This is a genomic window from Streptomyces sp. NPDC008092 (assembly GCF_042957285.1).
In the GTDB taxonomy this organism is placed as follows: Bacteria; Actinomycetota; Actinomycetes; order Streptomycetales; family Streptomycetaceae; genus Streptomyces.
This window is the reverse complement of the sequence record NZ_JBIBHY010000005.1, coordinates 713,934-732,189: the sequence shown is the minus strand read 5'-3', so window position 1 is coordinate 732,189 and position 18,256 is coordinate 713,934. Positions and strand designations below refer to the sequence as shown.

The 18,256-nt window shown below is 71.8% G+C and carries 19 protein-coding genes; 8 read left to right on the top strand and 11 right to left on the bottom strand.

The annotated features are described in order from the left end of the window. The first annotated feature begins 140 nt into the window (after positions 1 to 140). From pstC to pstB, 3 genes are read left to right on the top strand one after another with little or no spacing between them, the layout of a single operon-like run. Positions 141 to 1,151, top strand: coding sequence for a phosphate ABC transporter permease subunit PstC (gene pstC / locus ACFZB3_RS19810; protein WP_391376904.1), 1,011 nt, complete (start codon positions 141 to 143; stop codon positions 1,149 to 1,151). Next, complete coding sequence (gene pstA / locus ACFZB3_RS19805; RefSeq protein WP_391376903.1) at positions 1,148 to 2,206, top strand: phosphate ABC transporter permease PstA; 1,059 nt, start codon at positions 1,148 to 1,150, stop codon at positions 2,204 to 2,206. Before pstC ends, pstA begins: the two co-directional genes overlap by 4 nt. Positions 2,207 to 2,245: 39 nt before the next feature. Next, on the top strand, positions 2,246 to 3,022 hold the full coding sequence (gene pstB, locus ACFZB3_RS19800) for a phosphate ABC transporter ATP-binding protein PstB (protein ID WP_391376902.1): 777 nt from the start codon (positions 2,246 to 2,248) through the stop codon (positions 3,020 to 3,022). A 546-nt stretch (positions 3,023 to 3,568) separates the two neighbouring features. On the opposite strand, the gene ACFZB3_RS19795 is transcribed toward pstB, so the two are convergent. Further along, a complete protein-coding gene (locus ACFZB3_RS19795) occupies positions 3,569 to 4,567 on the bottom strand; it encodes an inorganic phosphate transporter (RefSeq protein WP_391376901.1) in 999 nt (332 codons plus the stop codon). 7 nt (positions 4,568 to 4,574) lie between these two features. Further along, a complete protein-coding gene (locus tag ACFZB3_RS19790; RefSeq protein ID WP_351703506.1) occupies positions 4,575 to 5,195 on the bottom strand; it encodes a DUF47 family protein in 621 nt (206 codons plus the stop codon). 197 nt (positions 5,196 to 5,392) lie between these two features. On the opposite strand from ACFZB3_RS19790, the gene ACFZB3_RS19785 reads away from it, so the two are divergent. Beyond that, a complete protein-coding gene (locus tag ACFZB3_RS19785; RefSeq protein ID WP_352089325.1) occupies positions 5,393 to 5,731 on the top strand; it encodes a metal-sensitive transcriptional regulator in 339 nt (112 codons plus the stop codon). A 93-nt stretch (positions 5,732 to 5,824) separates the two neighbouring features. Here the strand turns inward: ACFZB3_RS19785 and ACFZB3_RS19780 are convergent, their stop codons facing one another. The 9 genes from ACFZB3_RS19780 to ACFZB3_RS19740 all read right to left on the bottom strand — a co-directional run bounded on the left by ACFZB3_RS19780 (position 5,825) and on the right by ACFZB3_RS19740 (position 14,306). Continuing rightward, positions 5,825 to 5,992: a hypothetical protein gene (locus ACFZB3_RS19780; RefSeq protein ID WP_294008537.1), complete on the bottom strand. Its 168-nt coding sequence runs from the start codon at positions 5,990 to 5,992 to the stop codon at positions 5,825 to 5,827. A 104-nt stretch (positions 5,993 to 6,096) separates the two neighbouring features. Further along, positions 6,097 to 6,951: a hypothetical protein gene (locus tag ACFZB3_RS19775; RefSeq protein WP_391376900.1), complete on the bottom strand. Its 855-nt coding sequence runs from the start codon at positions 6,949 to 6,951 to the stop codon at positions 6,097 to 6,099. 334 nt (positions 6,952 to 7,285) lie between these two features. Further along, positions 7,286 to 7,702, bottom strand: coding sequence for an NUDIX domain-containing protein (locus tag ACFZB3_RS19770; RefSeq protein WP_391376899.1), 417 nt, complete (start codon positions 7,700 to 7,702; stop codon positions 7,286 to 7,288). Continuing rightward, on the bottom strand, positions 7,699 to 8,724 hold the full coding sequence (locus tag ACFZB3_RS19765) for a CHAD domain-containing protein (RefSeq protein WP_391376898.1): 1,026 nt from the start codon (positions 8,722 to 8,724) through the stop codon (positions 7,699 to 7,701). Before ACFZB3_RS19765 ends, ACFZB3_RS19770 begins: the two co-directional genes overlap by 4 nt. Continuing rightward, positions 8,705 to 11,062, bottom strand: a complete 2,358-nt coding sequence (locus tag ACFZB3_RS19760) for an RNA degradosome polyphosphate kinase (protein ID WP_391376897.1) — start codon at positions 11,060 to 11,062, stop codon at positions 8,705 to 8,707. Before ACFZB3_RS19760 ends, ACFZB3_RS19765 begins: the two co-directional genes overlap by 20 nt. A 196-nt stretch (positions 11,063 to 11,258) precedes the next feature. Further along, complete coding sequence (locus ACFZB3_RS19755; RefSeq protein ID WP_391376896.1) at positions 11,259 to 12,056, bottom strand: hypothetical protein; 798 nt, start codon at positions 12,054 to 12,056, stop codon at positions 11,259 to 11,261. Continuing rightward, the gene (locus tag ACFZB3_RS19750; protein ID WP_391376895.1) at positions 12,053 to 12,967 is read right to left on the bottom strand and encodes an ABC transporter permease; all 915 of its coding nucleotides are present in this window, start codon (positions 12,965 to 12,967) and stop codon (positions 12,053 to 12,055) included. The genes ACFZB3_RS19755 and ACFZB3_RS19750 overlap by 4 nt, the downstream gene beginning before the upstream one ends. Then, the gene (locus tag ACFZB3_RS19745) at positions 12,964 to 13,842 is read right to left on the bottom strand and encodes an ATP-binding cassette domain-containing protein (RefSeq protein WP_391376894.1); all 879 of its coding nucleotides are present in this window, start codon (positions 13,840 to 13,842) and stop codon (positions 12,964 to 12,966) included. The genes ACFZB3_RS19750 and ACFZB3_RS19745 overlap by 4 nt, the downstream gene beginning before the upstream one ends. Then, a complete protein-coding gene (locus ACFZB3_RS19740) occupies positions 13,839 to 14,306 on the bottom strand; it encodes a GntR family transcriptional regulator (protein WP_391376893.1) in 468 nt (155 codons plus the stop codon). The genes ACFZB3_RS19745 and ACFZB3_RS19740 overlap by 4 nt, the downstream gene beginning before the upstream one ends. 111 nt (positions 14,307 to 14,417) lie before the next feature. Between ACFZB3_RS19740 and ACFZB3_RS19735 the strand changes: the two genes are divergently transcribed. Genes ACFZB3_RS19735 through ACFZB3_RS19720 form a run of 4 tightly spaced genes read left to right on the top strand, consistent with a single transcriptional unit; the run spans position 14,418 to position 18,222 of the window. After that, positions 14,418 to 14,960, top strand: coding sequence for an RNA polymerase sigma factor (locus ACFZB3_RS19735; protein WP_351703476.1), 543 nt, complete (start codon positions 14,418 to 14,420; stop codon positions 14,958 to 14,960). Next, on the top strand, positions 14,957 to 15,766 hold the full coding sequence (locus tag ACFZB3_RS19730) for a zf-HC2 domain-containing protein (protein ID WP_391376892.1): 810 nt from the start codon (positions 14,957 to 14,959) through the stop codon (positions 15,764 to 15,766). Before ACFZB3_RS19735 ends, ACFZB3_RS19730 begins: the two co-directional genes overlap by 4 nt. Before the next feature lie 30 nt (positions 15,767 to 15,796). Beyond that, on the top strand, positions 15,797 to 16,678 hold the full coding sequence (locus ACFZB3_RS19725; protein WP_391376891.1) for an ATP-binding cassette domain-containing protein: 882 nt from the start codon (positions 15,797 to 15,799) through the stop codon (positions 16,676 to 16,678). Further along, complete coding sequence (locus ACFZB3_RS19720; protein ID WP_391376890.1) at positions 16,675 to 18,222, top strand: ABC transporter permease; 1,548 nt, start codon at positions 16,675 to 16,677, stop codon at positions 18,220 to 18,222. The genes ACFZB3_RS19725 and ACFZB3_RS19720 overlap by 4 nt, the downstream gene beginning before the upstream one ends. Positions 18,223 to 18,256 lie beyond the last annotated feature (34 nt).

The following is an 18,256-nucleotide window of genomic DNA, read 5'->3' as shown; positions in this document are numbered from 1 at the left end:
TCCGAGAGTGCGGCCGAGTTCCGGAAGGAACCCGGCCGCACCGTCCGGTGCACCGCCGCCCGGAGCCGTACGCCCCTACCCGTGGGACGTACGGCTCCTCCGAGCCGCCCCCCAGGCGACTCCGCAGACCGGAGAACCCGATGGACATATCCACGCAGACAGCAGACGCATCTCCCCCGACGCCCCCACAGCACTCCGCCGCCCGGCAGAAGCGCAACGCGCGCGGCGCCACCCGGGTCGGTGACCGAGTCTTCCTCGGTCTCTCCCGCGGTTCCGGCGTCCTGCTCCTGGTGATCATGGCCGCGATCGCGGTCTTCCTCACCTACCGGGCCGCCCTCGCGATCAACCGCGACCACAGCAACTTCCTCACCACCTTCGAGTGGAACACCAACCTCATCCCGCCGACCTTCGGCATCGCGGTGCTCGCCTTCGGCACGGTCGTCTCCTCGATCATCGCCATGGCCATCGCGGTCCCGGTCGCGGTCGCGATCGCGCTGTTCATCACGCACTACGCGCCGCGCCGCCTGGCCGGCCCGGTCGCCTACGTGATCGACCTGCTCGCCGCCGTGCCGTCCATCGTGTACGGCCTGTGGGGCGCGCTGATCCTCGTACCGCACATGACCGGTCTGTTCGGCTGGCTGAACAACTACTTCGGCTGGACCGGGATCTTCTCCTGGGACGGCGGTGCCCCGCGCTCGATCCTGACCGTCTCGATCCTGCTCGCGATCATGATCCTGCCGATCATCACCAACGTGAGCCGTGAGGTCTTCCGTCAGGTCCCGCAGATGCACGAAGAGGCCGCGCTGGCCCTCGGTGCCACCCGCTGGGAGGTCATCCGCATGTCGGTGCTGCCCTTCGGGCGCTCCGGCGTGATCTCCGCCTCGATGCTCGGCCTCGGCCGCGCGCTCGGCGAGACGATGGCCGTCGCCACCGTGCTCTCCCCGGACTTCGACATCCACGCCAGCCTGCTCAACCCGGGCGGCGGCACCTTCGCCCAGAACATCGCCAGCAAGTTCGGCGAGGCCACCTCGGACGGCCGTGACGCGCTCATCGCCTCCGGTCTGGTCCTCTTCGTCATCACCCTGCTGGTCAACGGCGCGGCCCGCATCATCATCCAGCGCCGCGCAGAGTACTCGGGGGCCAACGCATGAGCACCGCAGCAGTCGACAGGCGCGCGAGCACCCTGCGCGGTGCCAGCCTCCCCAAGTGGTCCCCCTACGCCATCATCGGCGGGTCCATCGTCCTCGGTGTGCTCATCGGCCTCGTCGGCGGCCTGGACAGCAAGGTCCAGTGGGGCCTGATCGCCGGCCTCCTCTACGTCCTCGGCACCTATGTCATCGCCGCCCGCGTCGAGGGCCGCCGACAGGCCAAGGACCGGGTCGCGACCTCCCTGGTCTGGGTCGCCTTCGTCGTCGCCGTGGTCCCGCTGGTCTCCCTGATCTGGGTGACCATCTCCCGCGGCGTGAAGGTCCTGGACCCCTACTTCCTCTCCCACTCCATGGGCGTCGTCGGCGACTCCCAGCCGGGCGGTGGCGCCTACGCGGCCATCATCGGCTCGCTGGAGCAGGTCGGCCTCGCCACCCTGATCGGTGCCCCGATCGGCATCCTCACCGCGGTCTACCTCGTGGAGTACGGGCGCGGCCGCCTCGCGAAGGCCGTCACCTTCTTCGTGGACGTGATGACCGGTATCCCGTCGATCGTCGCGGGTCTGTTCATCCTCAGCCTCATGCTGATCTTCGACATGCAGCCCTTCGGCTTCGCCGGATCGCTGGCCCTGGCCATCCTGATGATGCCGGTGGTCGTGCGCTCCACCGAGGAGATGCTCAAGCTCGTCCCGAACGAGCTGCGCGAGGCGTCCCTGGCGCTCGGCGTGCCCAAGTGGCGCACCATCCTGAAGGTGGTCCTGCCGACCTCCATCGGCGGCATCACGACCGGTGTCATGCTGGCCATCGCCCGTATCGCGGGTGAGACCGCGCCGGTGCTGCTGCTGGTGTTCGGCAACCCGTTCATCAACAACAACCCCTTCGAGGGTGCGCAGGCGTCGCTGCCGCTGTTCATCTACCAGCAGTACGCGAACAGCGCCGGTTCCGACGCGGGCTACGACCGCGCCTGGGCGGCCTCGCTCACGCTGATCGCCTTCGTGATGATCCTGAACCTGGTGGCCCGCGGCATCGCCCGCTGGAAGGCCCCCAAGACCGGTCGCTGACCGGCCTGCAGCGACCGACTCCCTGGAAGTGAAGAAGTAATGTCCAAGCGAATCGACGTAAGCGGGCTCACCGCCTACTACGGCTCCCACAAGGCCATCGAAGACATCTCGATGAACATCGAGCCGCGCACCGTCACGGCGTTCATCGGCCCCTCCGGCTGCGGCAAGTCGACGTTCCTGCGCACGCTCAACCGCATGCACGAGGTCACCCCCGGCGGCCGCGTCGAGGGCAAGGTCCTCCTCGACGACGAGAACCTGTACGGCGCCAGCATCGACCCGGTGGCGGTGCGCCGCGAGGTCGGCATGGTGTTCCAGCGGCCCAACCCCTTCCCCACGATGTCGATCTTCGACAACGTGGCGGCGGGGCTGCGGCTGAACGGCAACTTCAAGAAGAGCGAGCTCTCCGACGTCGTCGAGAAGTCGCTCAAGGGCGCGAACCTCTGGAACGAGGTCAAGGACCGGCTGAACAAGCCGGGCTCCGGTCTCTCCGGTGGTCAGCAGCAGCGTCTGTGCATCGCCCGCGCGATCGCGGTCGAGCCGAAGGTGCTGCTCATGGACGAGCCCTGCTCCGCCCTCGACCCGATCTCCACCCTCGCCATCGAGGACCTGATCGGTGAGCTGAAGGAGCGCTTCACGATCGTCATCGTGACGCACAACATGCAGCAGGCGGCGCGGGTCTCCGACCGTACGGCGTTCTTCAACCTGGCCGCTGTCGGCCAGCCCGGCAAGCTGATCGAGATCGACGACACGGAGCGCATCTTCTCCAACCCGTCGGTCCAGGCCACGGAGGACTACATCTCCGGGCGCTTCGGCTGAGCCGTACCTGACCCCTCGCGGTGCTGCATGGCGGTGCCACCGCGAGGACGCAAAAGGGCCCGCCCCTGGCTCCCGGGGGCGGGCCCGCCTTTTTTGCTACCTGCTTTTTCCCCACCCGCCCACCCGACTCGGTTCGCCGGGAGGCGAGGTCTGGGGCGGGTGGGGCTGCCGTCCGGCGGCTGCCGGCAGTGGTGGGGAGTGGTGGGTGGGGCTGTCGTCCGGCGGCTGCGGGTAGTGGTGGGGTTCTCCGCGTGCCTGGGCGGGTGGCGGGGTGGGGGTAGCCGAGGGGGTGGGGTGGCCGCTGTCGTCCGGCGGCCGCGGGTAGTGGTGGTGGGTCTCTGCGTGTCCTGGCGGGGCGGCTGGGCGGCCGTAGGGGGCGCGGTCGTTGTGGGCGCGTTGTGGCTGGTCGCGTGGTCCTTGCCGGTGTCCCCGGCGGTCCTTGCGGGGCTTGTCAGCCGTGCGGCAGGTGCCGTCCTGCACCCTCGCGGAGCCGTTCGACCTCGCCTCTCTACGAAGCGAGTCGGGTGGGCGGGTGGGCCAGAGGGGTTACAGGAACGTCAGGTCCACCACGCCGAAGGCCGCCGCTGCCACCAGGGCCGCGGCCGGCATCGTGATGAACCAGCCCAGGACGATGTTCTTGGCGACGCCCCAGCGGACCGCGTTCACGCGCTTCGTCGCGCCGACGCCCATGATGGCCGAGGTGATGACATGGGTCGTGGAGATGGGTGCCTTGAAGAGGTACGCGGTGGTGAACATGATCGACGCACCGGTCGCCTCGGCCGCGAAACCCTGCGGGGGGTCGAGTTCGATGATCTTGCGGCCGAGGGTGCGCATGATGCGCCAGCCGCCCGCGTAGGTGCCGAGGGACAGCATCACGGCACAGACGATCTTGACCCAGACCGGGATCGGGTCGCCGGACGTCTCGTGGCCGGAAATCACCAGTGCCATGACGACGACGCCCATCGTCTTCTGGGCGTCCTGGAGGCCGTGGCCGAGGGCCATGCCGGCCGCGGAGACGGTCTGCGCTATCCGGAAGCCCCGCTTCGCCTTGTGCGGGTTCGAGCGGCGGAACAGCCACATGATGGCCGTCATGACCAGGTAGCCGAGGAGCAGGCCGACGAGCGGGGACAGGAACATCGGGATGATGACCTTGTCCACGACGCCGTTCCAGAGGACGGTCGTGCCGCCGGCCAGTGCCGCGCCCACCAGGCCGCCGAAGAGCGCGTGCGAGGAGGACGAGGGCAGGCCGAAGTACCAGGTGACCAGGTTCCAGACGATCGCGCCGACCAGCGCCGCGAAGAGGATGCCCATGCCCGTGGAGCCCTTGGGCGTCTCGATCAGGCCCTCGCTGACCGTCTTGGCGACCCCGGAGCCCAGGAAGGCGCCCGCGAGGTTCATCACGGCCGCCATCGCGAGAGCCGCGCGCGGCGTCAGCGCCCGCGTGGAGACCGAGGTCGCGATCGCGTTCGCCGAGTCGTGGAAACCGTTCGTGTACGTGAAGAAGAGCGCGACCAGGATGGTCACGATGAGCGCGAGGGTGTCCATCGACGGCTCAGGACTCCTTGACGGCGATGGTCTCCACCGTGTTCGCCACGTGCTCGAACGCGTCCGCCGCCTCTTCCAGGACGTCCACGATCTGCTTGAGCTTCAGCACCTCGATCGCGTCGTACTTGCCGTTGAAGAGGTGGGCGAGGAGCTTGCGGTGGATCTGGTCCGCCTGGTTCTCCAGGCGGTTCACCTCGATCCAGTACTCGGTGAGGTTCTCCAGCGTGCGCAGGTGGGGCATGGCCTCGGCCGTCAGGTCGGCGGCGCGGGCCAGCACCTCGATCTGCTGCTCGACGCCCTTGGGCAGTTCCTCGATGTTGTAGAGGACGACCAGGTCGACGGCCTCCTCCATGAAGTCCATGATGTCGTCGAGGGACGACGCGAGGGAGTAGATGTCCTCGCGGTCGAAGGGCGTGATGAACGAGGAGTTCAGCTGGTGGAAGATCGCGTGCGTGGCGTCGTCACCTGCGTGTTCCGCTGCCCGCATACGCTCTGCGATCTCGGCCCGGGCAGACGCGTCCGCCCCGAGCAGTTCCATCAGGAGTTTCGAGCCCGTGACGATGTTGTCCGCGGACGCGGCGAACATGTCGTAGAAGCTCGTCTCCCTGGGGGTCAGACGAAAGCGCACTTGGGGTCCTCGGTATGCATGGGTTTCGGTCAGGCTGATGCTAAGCGCATCATCCGGCCACGGCTAATGGGCCGCCCTCCAGTTTCGCCCATGGGGCTTGGTGATCATGACGGGGGCGTCCCGAGGGCCCTATACCCAGCAAAGTTCGTTACCATATACCCACCAGGGGTATATGAATCGACGATGCGGAGGACGCGATGACGACCACCGAGGCCGGCGCCACGACGCCCTCCGGAAGCGGAGCCCCGGCGACCACGCACGGCTACCACAAGCAGAAGGACGAGCATCTCAAACGGCTGCGCCGGATCGAGGGCCAGATCCGGGGCCTGCAGCGGATGGTCGACGAGGACACCTACTGCATCGACATACTCACCCAGGTCTCCGCCTCGACCAAGGCGCTCCAGTCGTTCGCCCTGCAGCTGCTGGAGGAGCACCTGCGGCACTGCGTCGCCGACGCGGCCGTCAAGGGCGGGTCGGAGATCGACGCGAAGGTGGAGGAGGCCACCCAGGCCATCGCCCGCCTGCTGCGGACCTGAGCGGACCTGGGCGGACCTGGGCGGAGCTGCGCGGACCGGGAGGACGCGGGCGGACCGGGCGGCGGGATCGTCCCGACCGGCTCCTGGCCTGAATCAGTAGGCCTCGCGCTCCTCGGCCACGCGCAGCACCTCGTCGATGCTCTCCAGGCTGAGCCGGTCCTCGGCGGCCGACGCCGCGATGATCAGCTCTCCGCACAGTTCGATCTCGGCGAGGGCCACGTGGTCCTGAACTGCCGTACCGCCGACCGGAGCCACGTGCATCACCTCTTCTCTGCCGTCACCGACTCTCTAGAGTAGGCAGCGGTCTACACAACGCGCATGGCACGGACGGGCTAGTTCACAGGTTGTACAGAGCCGTTCCCTGACTAGTGCGTCGGCTGGTTTTCGGCGATCCGGCCCGCGTAGATGTCCTCGGAGCGTGGCAGCTTCACGTCCACCGGAGTGCCGAAACCGTACAACAGGGTCGTCGAGGCGACCGCCACCGTACCCTTGCCGCTGTCGTTGACGAAGCTGAACCGCTGCCGCAGTTTCCGGATCCGGCCCTGGTCGTCGAGGTACACGTCGAACGGGACCTCGGGGGTGGCGAACCCTTTCGCCGCGGCCGCCAGGGCGGCCTTGACGCCGGCGGACGCCGAGCGGGCGGCGGCCGCGAGGTCGGCGGTGCCCCGGTAGTGCCGGACCTCGGTCCCGGCGAGCTCGGTTTTTCCCACGTACGTCGCCGTGCGGGTGCCGCGCAGCAGCTCGGCCGCCGCGAACGGGTCGGTCGCGCCGCCGGTGACCAGGTTGCCGTCGGAGAGGGTCGCGGTCTCCACCCGGACCCATTTGTCGGCGGGTACCCCGGCGCCCCGGTTCTTCATGAACAGCGCGCCCGGGGCGAGGAGTTCGGTGATCGGGCGGTGCTCGGAGGCGCCGGCGGGGTCCTGCGGGAGGACGACCGTGAGCCTGCCGAGCTGCCGGTCGTAGTCGTAGACGCCCTTGCCGCGGATGGTGACCCGGGTGCCGCCGGTGGCCATCTCCATGGAGGTCGTCGCCCGGGAGGTGCGGGTGGCGCGCAGGGTGTCCGCCGCGCGCTTCAGGAGGGTGACCGGGCTGTCGCCGGGGGAGCCGCCGGCGCCCTCGGCCGTGGCGCCGCCGCAGCCGGTGGCGCAGGCGCCGAGGCCGACCACGAGCCCTACGGTGACGGCCGTCTTCCCAGCGCGCCAGTGCTGCCGCCGTTCCATTGCCTGCCTACCCCCAGCCGGTACGTCCGTCACGGGTCCCGCGTCGTTCCGCTTAACGAGGGGTGGGTGGGGCCGTCACGCATACCAGTGCTTTACCGAGGGTGGGTAACGTTGTCGGAGTGGCGCAGGAGGACGGTTCCGAGCGGGCCCTGCAGGAGACGGAACACAACGCGAGCACGGTTGAGCAGGGGCGGTTCTGCTTCGCCCGGTGCACGTGCGGGTGGCGGGGACCGGCAAGGAGAGCGAGAAGCCTTGCGCGTACCGATGCGCAAGGCCACATGACCGAAGGGTGAGTTCGGCCGTCCGGTGGCTGCGGGCCGGTGGGGGAGCTTCCCTACTGCGTGTTGTGCAGCGAGGCCAGCAGTTCGTCCACCAGCTCGGCGTCCCGCGGCTGGGTCAGGCGCTGCCGGGCCTCCGGCGGGCGGAGCCACAGGATCCTGTCCACCTCGTGGTTCGGGGTGAAGTGACCCTCGCCCGCCTCACCGGCCCAGTAACGGACCTCCTTGCGGCGGCCGTTGGCGTAGTAGTGGGCGGTGGAGAGCTCGCTGCCGATCGCGGCCGTGTAGCCGGTCTCCTCCGCCACCTCGCGCAACGCGCCCGCGACCGGGTCCTCGCCGCGCTTGAGCTTGCCCTTCGGGTGCGACCAGTCGTCGTACTTGGGGCGGTGGACGAGGCAGACCTCCAGGTCGCCGCCGACCGGCGAGCGGCGCCACAGGACGCAGCCCGCCGCCAGCACCGGGGTGTCGGTCACACGGCCTCCACCCGCTGCTTCTGCCACGCCTGCTGGAACGCGAACCTGGCCGCCTCCACCTCGTGCCGCTGGTCGGCGTGGAGGACACCGAGGGCGTAGGCCGTCGCGGGGGCGATGCGCGGGGTGCGGGCCGCCGAGGCGGCCGCGGCCGCGGCTTCCGAGGCGTCCCGGTGCCGGTTCAGGGCCTGGCCGGCCGCGAGCAGCCGTACGTCCACGGGCGCCTCCACGCCGCGCAGCAGCACCTCGCGGGCGTAGCGGTGCAGGCGCAGCAGGAGGCGGACCTGGTGCCAGGGGCCGTCCTGGGGGTGCGGGGCCGGGTCCGGGGACAGGCCGTGGACCAGGGCCTCCGCGTTGTAGGGGTGGCCCGCGGTGACCAGGGGCAGGGCCGCGATGGCGTCGGTGAGGCGCTCCTCCGCCGCCGACGCCAGCGGGCGCAGGTCGGTCGAGGGCGCCGCGGCCGTCAGCGGGACCTCGCTGGCCAGCACCGCGACCTTGTCGGCGACCGCGTGGAAGCGGGAGGAGCCGAGCGCCTGGAGGGCCGTGGAGTGGGCCCGGGTGCGGGCGAGGGTGAGCTGGCGGTCGAGGAGGGCGCCCGCCTTGGCCGCGCCCACCGTGAGGTTGCCGCGCTCGGTCGCCGCCTCCGAAGTGGCCTGGCCCGGCAGGCTCGTCGAGCCGGAGAGGCGGTGCAGCGCCAGCAACAGGCGCTCCAGCCGGGCCTCGTAGGCGTGCTCAAGGCCCAACGTGCCCGACAGCCAGGCGAGTTCGGGACGGATCTCCTCGGACCAGTCGGTCTCCAGGAGCGGTCGGAAGGTGTGCAGGCTGCCGCTGATGCGCCGGGCCGAGCGGCGCAGGGCGCGGGCCGCGTCGACGGACTCCTCCGTCGCGCTCACCGTCCCGGTCTCCCGGTGCAGGCGCAGCGCGCGGAGGAACTCCGTGGCCTGGGCGCGCAGGTAGCCCGCGAGGGCGTCCCCGGTCGTCACCCGGGCCGTCGGGTCCGTCGGTTCAAGGTGTTGCTGTGCCACGCCGGCGCCTCCGGGCGTCTATGAGCATCTCCTGGATGTTGCGCAGGGGCTGGCCGTCCGCGTCGGTCGCGTGCCGGGTCCACTCGCCGTCCGGGCCCAGGTGCCAGGAGGAGGTGGATTCGGACATGCCGGATTCGAGGAACCGGTTGAGCGCGGCCCGGTGAGCCGGGTCGGTGACCCGGACCAGCGCCTCTATCCGGCGGTCGAGGTTGCGGTGCATCATGTCGGCGCTGCCTATCCACACCTCGGGCTCGCCGCCGTTGCCGAAGGCGAAGACCCGGGAGTGCTCCAGGAAGCGGCCGAGGATCGAGCGGACCCGGACGGTCTCCGACAGGCCCGCGACACCCGGGCGGATCGCGCAGATGCCGCGCACCCAGATGTCGACCGGCACGCCCGCCATGGACGCGCGGTACAGGGCGTCGATGATCGCCTCGTCCACCATCGAGTTGACCTTGATGCGGATGAACGCGGGGCGGCCGGCCCGGTGGTGCTGTATTTCCTTCTCGATGCGCGCGATCAGTCCGTCGCGCAGCGACTTGGGGGCCACCAGCAGGCGGCGGTAGGTCTCCCGGCGGGAGTAGCCGGAGAGCCGGTTGAACAGGTCGGACAGGTCCGCGCCGACCTGCGGGTCGGCGGTGAGCAGGCCGAGGTCCTCGTACAGGCGCGCGGTCTTCGGGTGGTAGTTGCCGGTGCCCACATGGCTGTAGCGGCGGAGCGTCTCGCCCTCCTGGCGGACCACCAGGGACAGCTTGCAGTGGGTCTTCAGGCCGACCAGGCCGTACACCACATGGCAGCCGGCCTCTTCCAGGCGCTTGGCCCACTTGATGTTGGCGTGCTCGTCGAAGCGGGCCTTGATCTCGACCAGGACGAGGACCTGCTTGCCGGCCTCGGCGGCGTCGATGAGCGCGTTGACGATCGGGGAGTCGCCGGAGGTCCGGTACAGGGTCTGCTTGATCGCCAGGACGTCCGGGTCCTCGGCGGCCTGCTCGACGAAGGCCTGGACGGAGGTGGAGAAGCTGTCGTACGGGTGGTGCAGCAGCACGTCCCGCTCGCGCAGGGCGGCGAAGATGTCGGGCGCGGACGCCGACTCGACCTCGGCGAGGTCGCGGTGGGTGCCCGCGATGAACTTGCGGTACTTCAGCTCCGGCCGGTCGATGCCGGAGATGCGGAAGAGGCCGGTCAGGTCCAGCGGGCCGGGCAGCGGGTAGACCTCCGCCTCGGAGATCTTCAGCTCGCGCACCAGCAGGTCGAGGACCTCGCGGTCGATGGACTCCTCGACCTCCAGGCGCACCGGCGGCCCGAAGCGGCGCCGCATGAGCTCCTTCTCCAGGGCCTGGAGCAGGTTCTCGGCGTCGTCCTCCTCGACCTCCAGGTCCTCGTTCCGGGTGAGCCGGAAGGCGTGGTGCTCCACGACCTCCATGCCCGGGAACAGCTCCTCCAGGTGGGCGGCGATGACGTCCTCGATGGGGACGTACCGGCCCGGGGAGCTCTCCAGGAAGCGGGACAGCGACTGCGGCACCTTCACGCGGGCGAAGTGCTTGTGGCCGCTGACCGGGTTGCGGACGACCACGGCCAGGTTCATGGACAGGCCGGAGATGTACGGGAACGGGTGCGCCGGGTCGACCGCCAGCGGGGTCAGGACCGGGAAGATCTGGTGCCGGAAGAGCGTGAAGAGCCGCGCCTGCTCCTTCTCGGTCAGCTCGGCCCAGCGGACCAGGTGGATGCCCTCCTCCGCGAGCGCGGGGGCGACGTCCTCGTGGTAGCAGGCGGAGTGCCGGGCCATCAGCTCGCGGGAGCGGGCCCAGATCATCTCCAGCACCTCGCGGGGCTGCAGCCCGGAGGCGGAGCGGGTGGCCACGCCGGTGGCGATCCGGCGCTTCAGGCCTGCCACCCGGACCATGAAGAACTCGTCCAGGTTGCTCGCGAAGATCGCCAGGAAGTTCGCCCGCTCCAGCAGCGGCGTGTTCGGGTCCTCGGCCAGTTCGAGAACCCGCTCGTTGAACGCGAGCCAGCTGCGCTCCCGGTCGAGGAAGCGTCCCTGGGGCAGCTGCACCCCGTCGACCTGCGACTCCTCGTACGTGTCGAGGTCTGCGTCGAGGTCGGGCTCCAGGTCGGAGACCACGGCGGCCACGGTGTGCGGGCGGTGTGCGGCTATGGAGCCCACGGAGGGCTGGGTGTGCTGAACCTCGGCTGCCTGGGCGTTCTGCTGACTCATGACCCCATTCTTCCGCGCCCGGGCCGTGACGGGCGCGTCGGAACGCGCGGGTGGGAGCTGGACGACCCCGTTTCCCGCGAACCCCTCGGGGGGTGGCGAAGGCTCTGGCACGGCGGGCTTCATTGGCTGAGCGTCGCAAGTCCGTCTGAACCAATGGTTACGAAGACATGGCGTATGGGATAGCGGAGGGAGGCTCGCGGACGTCTGTGATCAGCCTGAGGAGGTCTTGGGGATCACGAAAGTGACGATCCCGTACGACCTTCCCACCGGTCCCGCACGCCCTTCCCCCGTCCGGGGTACGCGCGGGACCGACGGTCCCTCAGCGGGTCCGGCGGCGCAAGACCCAGAATGCGCCGAACGCGGCCGCGGCGGCCAGTACGAGCACCATCGCGGTGGCGCTGAGCTGCACGGCCCAGAAGCCGTGCAGCGGGCCGTGCAGCGGCAGCCACGCCTCGCGCAGATACAGCCTTGTCAGCAGGGTCACGGCGGCGGCCGCGCCGAGCGCGGGGAGGGTGCGGCGCAGCGCGATCCCGGCGAGGGCGCCGACGGCGAGGCCGAGCAGGAGCAGGGCCGGCAGCAGCGGGCCGCGCGCGACGAAGACCCGGTCGTAGGTCCAGTTGCTGACCAGCCAGTCCTGGTCGGAGCTCCAGGCCCAGCCGAAGACCAGCGCGAGCAGCCCGCCCCCGGCGACCAGCGGCAGGGCGGCCGCGGTCAGCCGGCCGGCCAGCCAGCGGGCCGGCGACACGGACTGGGTCCAGGCGAGCCGGGCGGTGCCGGACTCCAGCTCACGGCCGATCAGCGCCCCGCCCGCCCAGGCGGCGACGGCGACACAGGAGTAACTGATCGCCTCGCCGAGGAAGTTGAAGACGTTGTTGGCGTCCGTGAAGGCCGAGTAACCGCAGCCGGGGAGGGAGTCGGCGGCCATGGGGGAGTAGCGGAAGAAGCCCCGGCAGTCCCGTTCGGCGGGCACCTTTGAGAGGTGCAGCCAGAGCAGCCAGCCGGTCACGAGCAGCGCGAACGCGGCCCAGACGAGCAGCGCGGGGCGGTGCAGCCGGCGCAACGAGCGGTAGGCGGCCGCGGAGGCGGAGCCGGGGGCGGTCGGCGGGGCGGTCGTCACGCGGTCGTCCTTCCGGTCAGGCGGCGCAGCGCCAGGAAGCAGCCCAGGGTCAGCAGGGCCGTCACGGCGAGGAGCACGGCGGTGCCGGTCAGCTGGAGCGGCCAGTTGTGCGAGGCGGGGTGGTAGTCGCCGTACTGGACGTCGTCGGCGTTCTTGCCCGACCGCCATACCCAGGAGCTGTTGGGGAGGGCGAAGAAGGAGTCGCCGGAACTGGTCCGGGTCGGCCACAGGCGGGGCAGCAGCAGCTGGAGGCCGGTCCAGACCGCGCCGGTGAGGAGCAGGCCGAGACCCAGGGCGGGCAGGGTGCGGCGGGACAGCAGCCCGGTCAGCGCGCCCGCGGCCAGGCCGCACAGGGCCAGGGCGACGAGGGTGGGGCCGTTGGTGTGGAGGGTCCAGACGTCGTACCACTGCTTGGCGGTGTCGATACGGCCGTTGCCCGCGGCCCAGGCCAGGTGGTGCAGCCAGACCAGCAGCGCGGTCCCGGCGGCGACGGCCGCGGCCGGCACCGCGAGCCGGGCGGTCAGCCAGCGCACGGGGGTGACGGACTGGGTCCAGGCCAGCCGGGCGGTGCCGGACTCCAGCTCCTTGCCGAACACGCCGCCCGCCCAGGCGGCCACCAGGAAGGGCACCGCGGCCACGGCCAGGGTCGCGTAGTTGTACCAGTCCTTGTAGCGCAGGATCGCGTTCTGGTTGTACTTGCACCGTTCCCAGTCCGTGCAGGCGTCGTACTGGCGCCAGGCGTCGGCCGCGGCGTCGGTCAGCGGGCCGTGCAGGACGAGCAGCAGGGCGGTGAGGGCGAGGAGCAGGCCCGCCCAGACGTAGAGCGCGGGGCGGTGCAGGCGCAGCAGCCAGCGGGTGAGGTGGGCCCGGCGGGCGGCCGGCGCGGGCACGGGCGCGGTCAGGGTGGTCATACGGTGGCCTCCACCGCGGTCAGGGCCGGGGCCTCGGGGTTGCGGAGGTGGGCGAGGACCAGCTCTTCAAGGGAGGGGGCGTCGGTGCGCCAGTCGGCGGGCAGCGGGCCCGCCGGGCGGACCAGGGCGCTGAGCTGCCGGCCGGTGGTCCGGCAGTCCACGACGGTGTGCGGGGCGAGGTCGGTGCCGGCGGGGGCAGCGACCCGGGCGTGGGCGGCCAGCAGGTCGTCGATCTCGCCGGCCAGCCGGACCCGGCCGCCGCCGATCAGCAGCAGGTGGTCGCAGGAGTCCTCCAGTTCGGCGACCACGTGCGAGGACATCGCGATGGTGGTGCCGTGCCGGGCGGCCTCCACCATGAGCAGGCCCATCAGCTCGTGCCGGGCCAGTGGGTCGAGGTCGGCCATCGGCTCGTCGAGGAGGAGCAGTTCGGGCCGCTTGCCGAGGGCGAGGGCGAGCGCGACCCGGGTGCGCTGGCCGCCGGAGAGGGCGCGGACCCGGGACTTCGGGTCCAGGTCGCCGCCGGCCACGACGTGTTCGGCGGCGGCCGCGTCCCAGCGCTCCGGGTTGAGGTCGGCGCCCATCCGGAGCGTCTCGGCGATCGTGAGCTGCGGATACAGCGGCTTGTCCTGGGCGACGTAACCGACCCGGCCGCGGGCCTCGGCCGGGGTGGTGCCGAGGACGGTCAACTCGCCCTCGGTGGCGCCGAGCAGACCGGCGGCGAGGGCGAGGAGCGTGGACTTGCCCGCCCCGTTGGGGCCGACGACGGCGCAGACCCGCCCGGCGGGGAGCCGGAAGGCGCAGTCGCGCAGCGCCCAGCCCCCGCGCCGCCCGAACCGTTTGCCGAGCGCGGACGCCGCTATCGCGGTGTCGGTCATGAACTCTCTCCTTGGAGGTGCTTCTCGGTGTGTTTCCTGGAGTGCTTCTCGGGGTGCTTCTCGATGTCGCCGCTCCCGAAGTCGCCGCTCTCGAAGTGCGATTCGAGTACGGCGGTGAAGAGCGCGGCCACGTCGTCGCGGTCCAGGCCGGCCGCGCGGGCCCGGGCCGCCCAGTCCGCCAGCTCCCCGTGCAGGGGGGACTCGGCGGCCGGTGCGGTGCCGAGCGAGCGCTTCACGAAGGTGCCGAGGCCGCGCTGGGCCTCGACCAGGCCCTCGCGCTCCAGCTCCCGGTAGGCCTTCAGGACGGTGTTGGGGTTGATGGCGGTGGCCTCGACCACCTCGCGGGCGGTGGGCAGCCTGTCTCCCGGCTGGAGGTGCCCGAGGCGCAGGGCCTGCTTGGTCTGCTGGACGATCTGGACGTAGGTGGCGACGCCGGAGCGCCGGTCGATGCGGTACTCGACCACCCGTACAATCACCCTTTCACTAATTGAGTAGTGAAAGGGTGATGGAAGTGCCGCCCGAAAGTCAACCCGGGATCGGTGAACCGATCGGCGGGGCTCGTGCGATGAGGAGACGTGAGCGGAACGAGAAGCGACGGTGAGCTGCTGCGGGCCATAGCCGCGGACTCGGACCGGCGCGCCTTCGAGGAGCTGTACCGGCGGTACGCGCCGTGGCTGACCGCGCGGCTGCGCGGCCGGTGCGCGGATCCGGCGGTCGTCGAGGACGTCGTGCAGGAGACGTTCCTCGCGGTGTGGCGGGGGACCGCTCGCTACCACGAAGAAGGTGACGCCGCCGGGTGGTTGTGGCGGATCGGGTCGCGGCGGCTGGTCGACGCGCTGCGCGGCGACGGGGCCCGGGGCCGGCTGCGGCAGGCACTGGCCCGGCTGCGGCACCGGGACGAGGCCTCGGCGGAGGAACGCGTGCTCGCGGGGGTGGAGCACGGGGACCTCGCCGGGGCCCTGGTCCGGCTCTCGCCCGAACTGCGGGCGGTGCTCCAGGCGACGGTGATCGACGGACTGACCACCCGGGAGGCCGCGGTCCTGCTCGGCATCCCGCCGGGGACGGTCAAGACCCGCGCCATGCGGGCGCGCAAGCAGCTGCGGGAGGAGCTGGCATGACCTGGCACGTGTCTCAAGAGGATCTACGGGCTTACGCGCACGGCGAGTTGGCGCCGCCGCTGCTGTGGTCGGCCGACACCCACGTCGGCTCCTGCGCCGAGTGCCGGGCGGTACTGGCGTCGGTGTCGGACCCGGTCGCGCTGGACGCCGGCTGGGAGCGCCTGGACGCCGAACTGGACGCGCCGAGCCCCGGGCCGGGCCACCGGCTCCTGGTCCGCCTCGGGGTCGCCGACCACACCGCGCAACTGCTCACCGCGACCCCGGTGCTGCGCCGCTCCTGGCTGGTCTCGGTGGCGTTCGTGCTGGCGGCGACGGTCCTGGTGGTCCAGGCGGTGGACGCCCCGGCCCTGTTCCTGGCCCTCGCCCCGCTGCTCCCGCTCGCCGCGGTGGCCCTGTCGTACGGGCCGGTCCTCGACCCGACGTACGAGATCGCCGCGGTCGCCCCGACGCACGGCTTCCGGCTGCTGATGATCCGCACCGTGGCCGCGCTGACCGCCTCGCTCGGCCTCAACTGCCTGGCCGCGCTCGCCCTGCCCGGCTACGGCCTGCTCGCCTTCGGCTGGCTGCTGCCCGCCCTCGCGCTCACCGCGGCCGGCCTCGCCCTCTCCGCCCGGCTGGGTCCGCTGCTGGGGCCCGGACTGGTCGGCGGGGCGTGGACCACCCTGATGGCGGTGGCGGCGATGCACCCGGCGCACACGCCGGCCGTCTTCACCGCGGCCGGGCAGTCGGTGGCCGCCGCGCTCGCCGCCCTGGCGACGCTCCTGCTGCACCAGGTGCGGGACCGCTTCGACGCCAAGCCCTACTGAGCCCCACTGAACTCATCGCTGGAGCCCTACGTGAACACCACTGTCTCCGCCGCCGGCCTCACCGTGCGCTACGGCGGCACCCCGGCGCTCGACGGCGTCACCCTGTCCCTGGCGGACGGCGTCACGGGCCTGCTCGGCCCCAACGGCGCCGGGAAGACGACCCTGTTGAAGGTCCTCGCCACCGCGGTACCGCCGGACGGCGGCGCCTTCACGGTGCACGGCGAGGACCCGGCCACCCCGGCCGGCCGGCTCGCGGTCCGCCGCACGCTCGGCTACCTCCCGCAGACCCCCGGCTTCCACCCGGACTTCACGGCCTTCGAGTTCGTCGACTACGTCGCCATCCTCAAGGAGCTCACCGACCGCGGCGGCCGCCATCGCGAGGTTCGGCGCGTCCTGGACCAGGTCGGCCTGGCCGACGTGCGCGGCAGGCGGATCAAGCGGCTCTCCGGCGGCATGCGGCAGCGGGTCGCGCTGGCCGCCGCGCTCGTCGGCGACCCCCGGTTCCTGGTCCTGGACGAGCCGACGGTCGGACTCGACCCCGAACAGCGCATGCGGTTCCGGGAGCTGATCGCGGAGGCCGGCGAGGACCGCACGGTGCTGCTGTCCACCCACCAGACCGAGGACGTGGCGATGCTCTGCAACCGGGTGATCGTGCTCGCCGAGGGCCGGGTCCGCTTCGACGGCACGCCGGCCGGACTGACGGCCCGCGCGGCCGGACGCGTGTGGAGCAGCACGGAACGCGCCCCCGGCGCACGGGCGGGCTGGCGCACCGGCACCGGCACCTTCCGCAACGTCGGCGACCCGCCCACCGGCGCCGAGCTGCTCGAACCGACCCTGGAGGACGGCTACCTGCTGGTCCTCGACGCCGACAACCCGGCCGGCACGGCGGGCCCGGAGGTGGCGGCGGCATGACGACCGTACTCGTGAAGGAGCCGGGGCCGGCGGCCGCCGGGCACGGGCACCACGAACGCGACACCGCGTCCGCGTCCGTCTTCGCCCTGGCCGTGTTCGAGGCCCGCCAGCTCCTCCTCCAGATCCCGCTGCTGGTCTTCGGCCTGCTGTATCTCGCCTACGTCGGCTACGGCCTGTTCGGCCACCACGAGGGTATGGACGCCTATCCCGTCCTGCACGACGTGGACCGCTCCACCCAGGGCGGCCCGGAGCTGTTCGCCGTCGCCCTGCTGGTGTGCGTGCACCGGGCGGCGCTGCTCGACCGGCGGCGCGGCCTGGACGAGCAGTTCCGGGTGCTGGCGATGCCGCCCGCGCGCCGCACGCTCGCCCACGCCCTGTCCGTGGTGCCCTTCGCGGTCGGCGTGGCCCTGGTGGTCGACGTCCAGTTCGCCCGGGCGGCGCTGCGGCCGGGCGCGGTCGGGCACGGCTCGGTCTTCGAACTGGCGGTGGCCCCGCTGACCGTCCTGCTCGCCGGTGCGGTCGGCGTGCTGCTGGCCCGGGTCCTGCCGCACCCGGCGGCCCCGCTGCTCTTCCTGCTCGCGATCGGGTTCGTCACCAGCCTGCTGCCCGGCGGCTCGGGCACGCACGGCGTGGACTGGCTGTGGCCGGCGGTGCTGCAGAACGGCGGCACCCCGGTCCCCGGCGAACTGCTGGGCCGCCCGGCGGGCTGGCACGCGCTGTACCTGCTGGGGCTCACGGCGCTGTCGGTGTGCGCGGCGATGCTGGTGGCCGGCGGCCGGACGCGGCTCCTGAAGGCGGCGGCGGCCGTGGCCCTGGCGGCGGTGGTGGCCGGTGTGGCCGGGCAGGCACCGGGGGACTCCACGGGGCTGCAGGCCGAGCGGAAGGCACAGGCGGACCACCCGGCGAAGTTCCAGACGTGCGTCGAGCGGGCCGGCTCCCGTTACTGCGCGTACCCGGACTGGAAGGGCTGGACGGTCGACTGGGCCGGGGTCGTCCACCGTGTCCAGTCCGAGGCGGGCGGCGCGCAGGCCGGCACCCGCCTCACCGTCCGCCAGCGCATCCAGGAGATCACCGACCTCACCACGGACGCGACCCTCCCGACGAGCGCCACCCCGGGCACGGTCACCGTCGGCACCCAGTGGGGCGGCAACCGGGTCCCCGAGTTCGCGGTCGGGGTCGCCCGGGTCCTGGTGGCGGGCAACGAGCGGGCCTCCGTCGAGATGTGCGACGCCCGCCCGGTCACCACGATGTGGCTCGCCCTGGCCACCGACCCCACCCCCGAGGACACCTTCCGCCACCTCCGCATCGACGACAGCCTCGCGGGCTCGGCGTCGGTCCTCACCCCGGACGGCGGCAGCATGTCCGTCTCGGCCCAGCAGACCGAGGTCGTACGGGAGCTGTTCCGCGAGCCGCACGACACGGTGGCGGCCCGGGTGAAGGCCCACTGGCAGCAGCTGGTCTCACCGCACACGACCACGGCCGAGGCGGCCCGCCTGCTCGGCGTGCGGGTGCCGAAGGGGTCGGACGACTGCCTGACCGGCTGACCCGGGCATCATGGAGCCGACAGGTGCAGGGGCG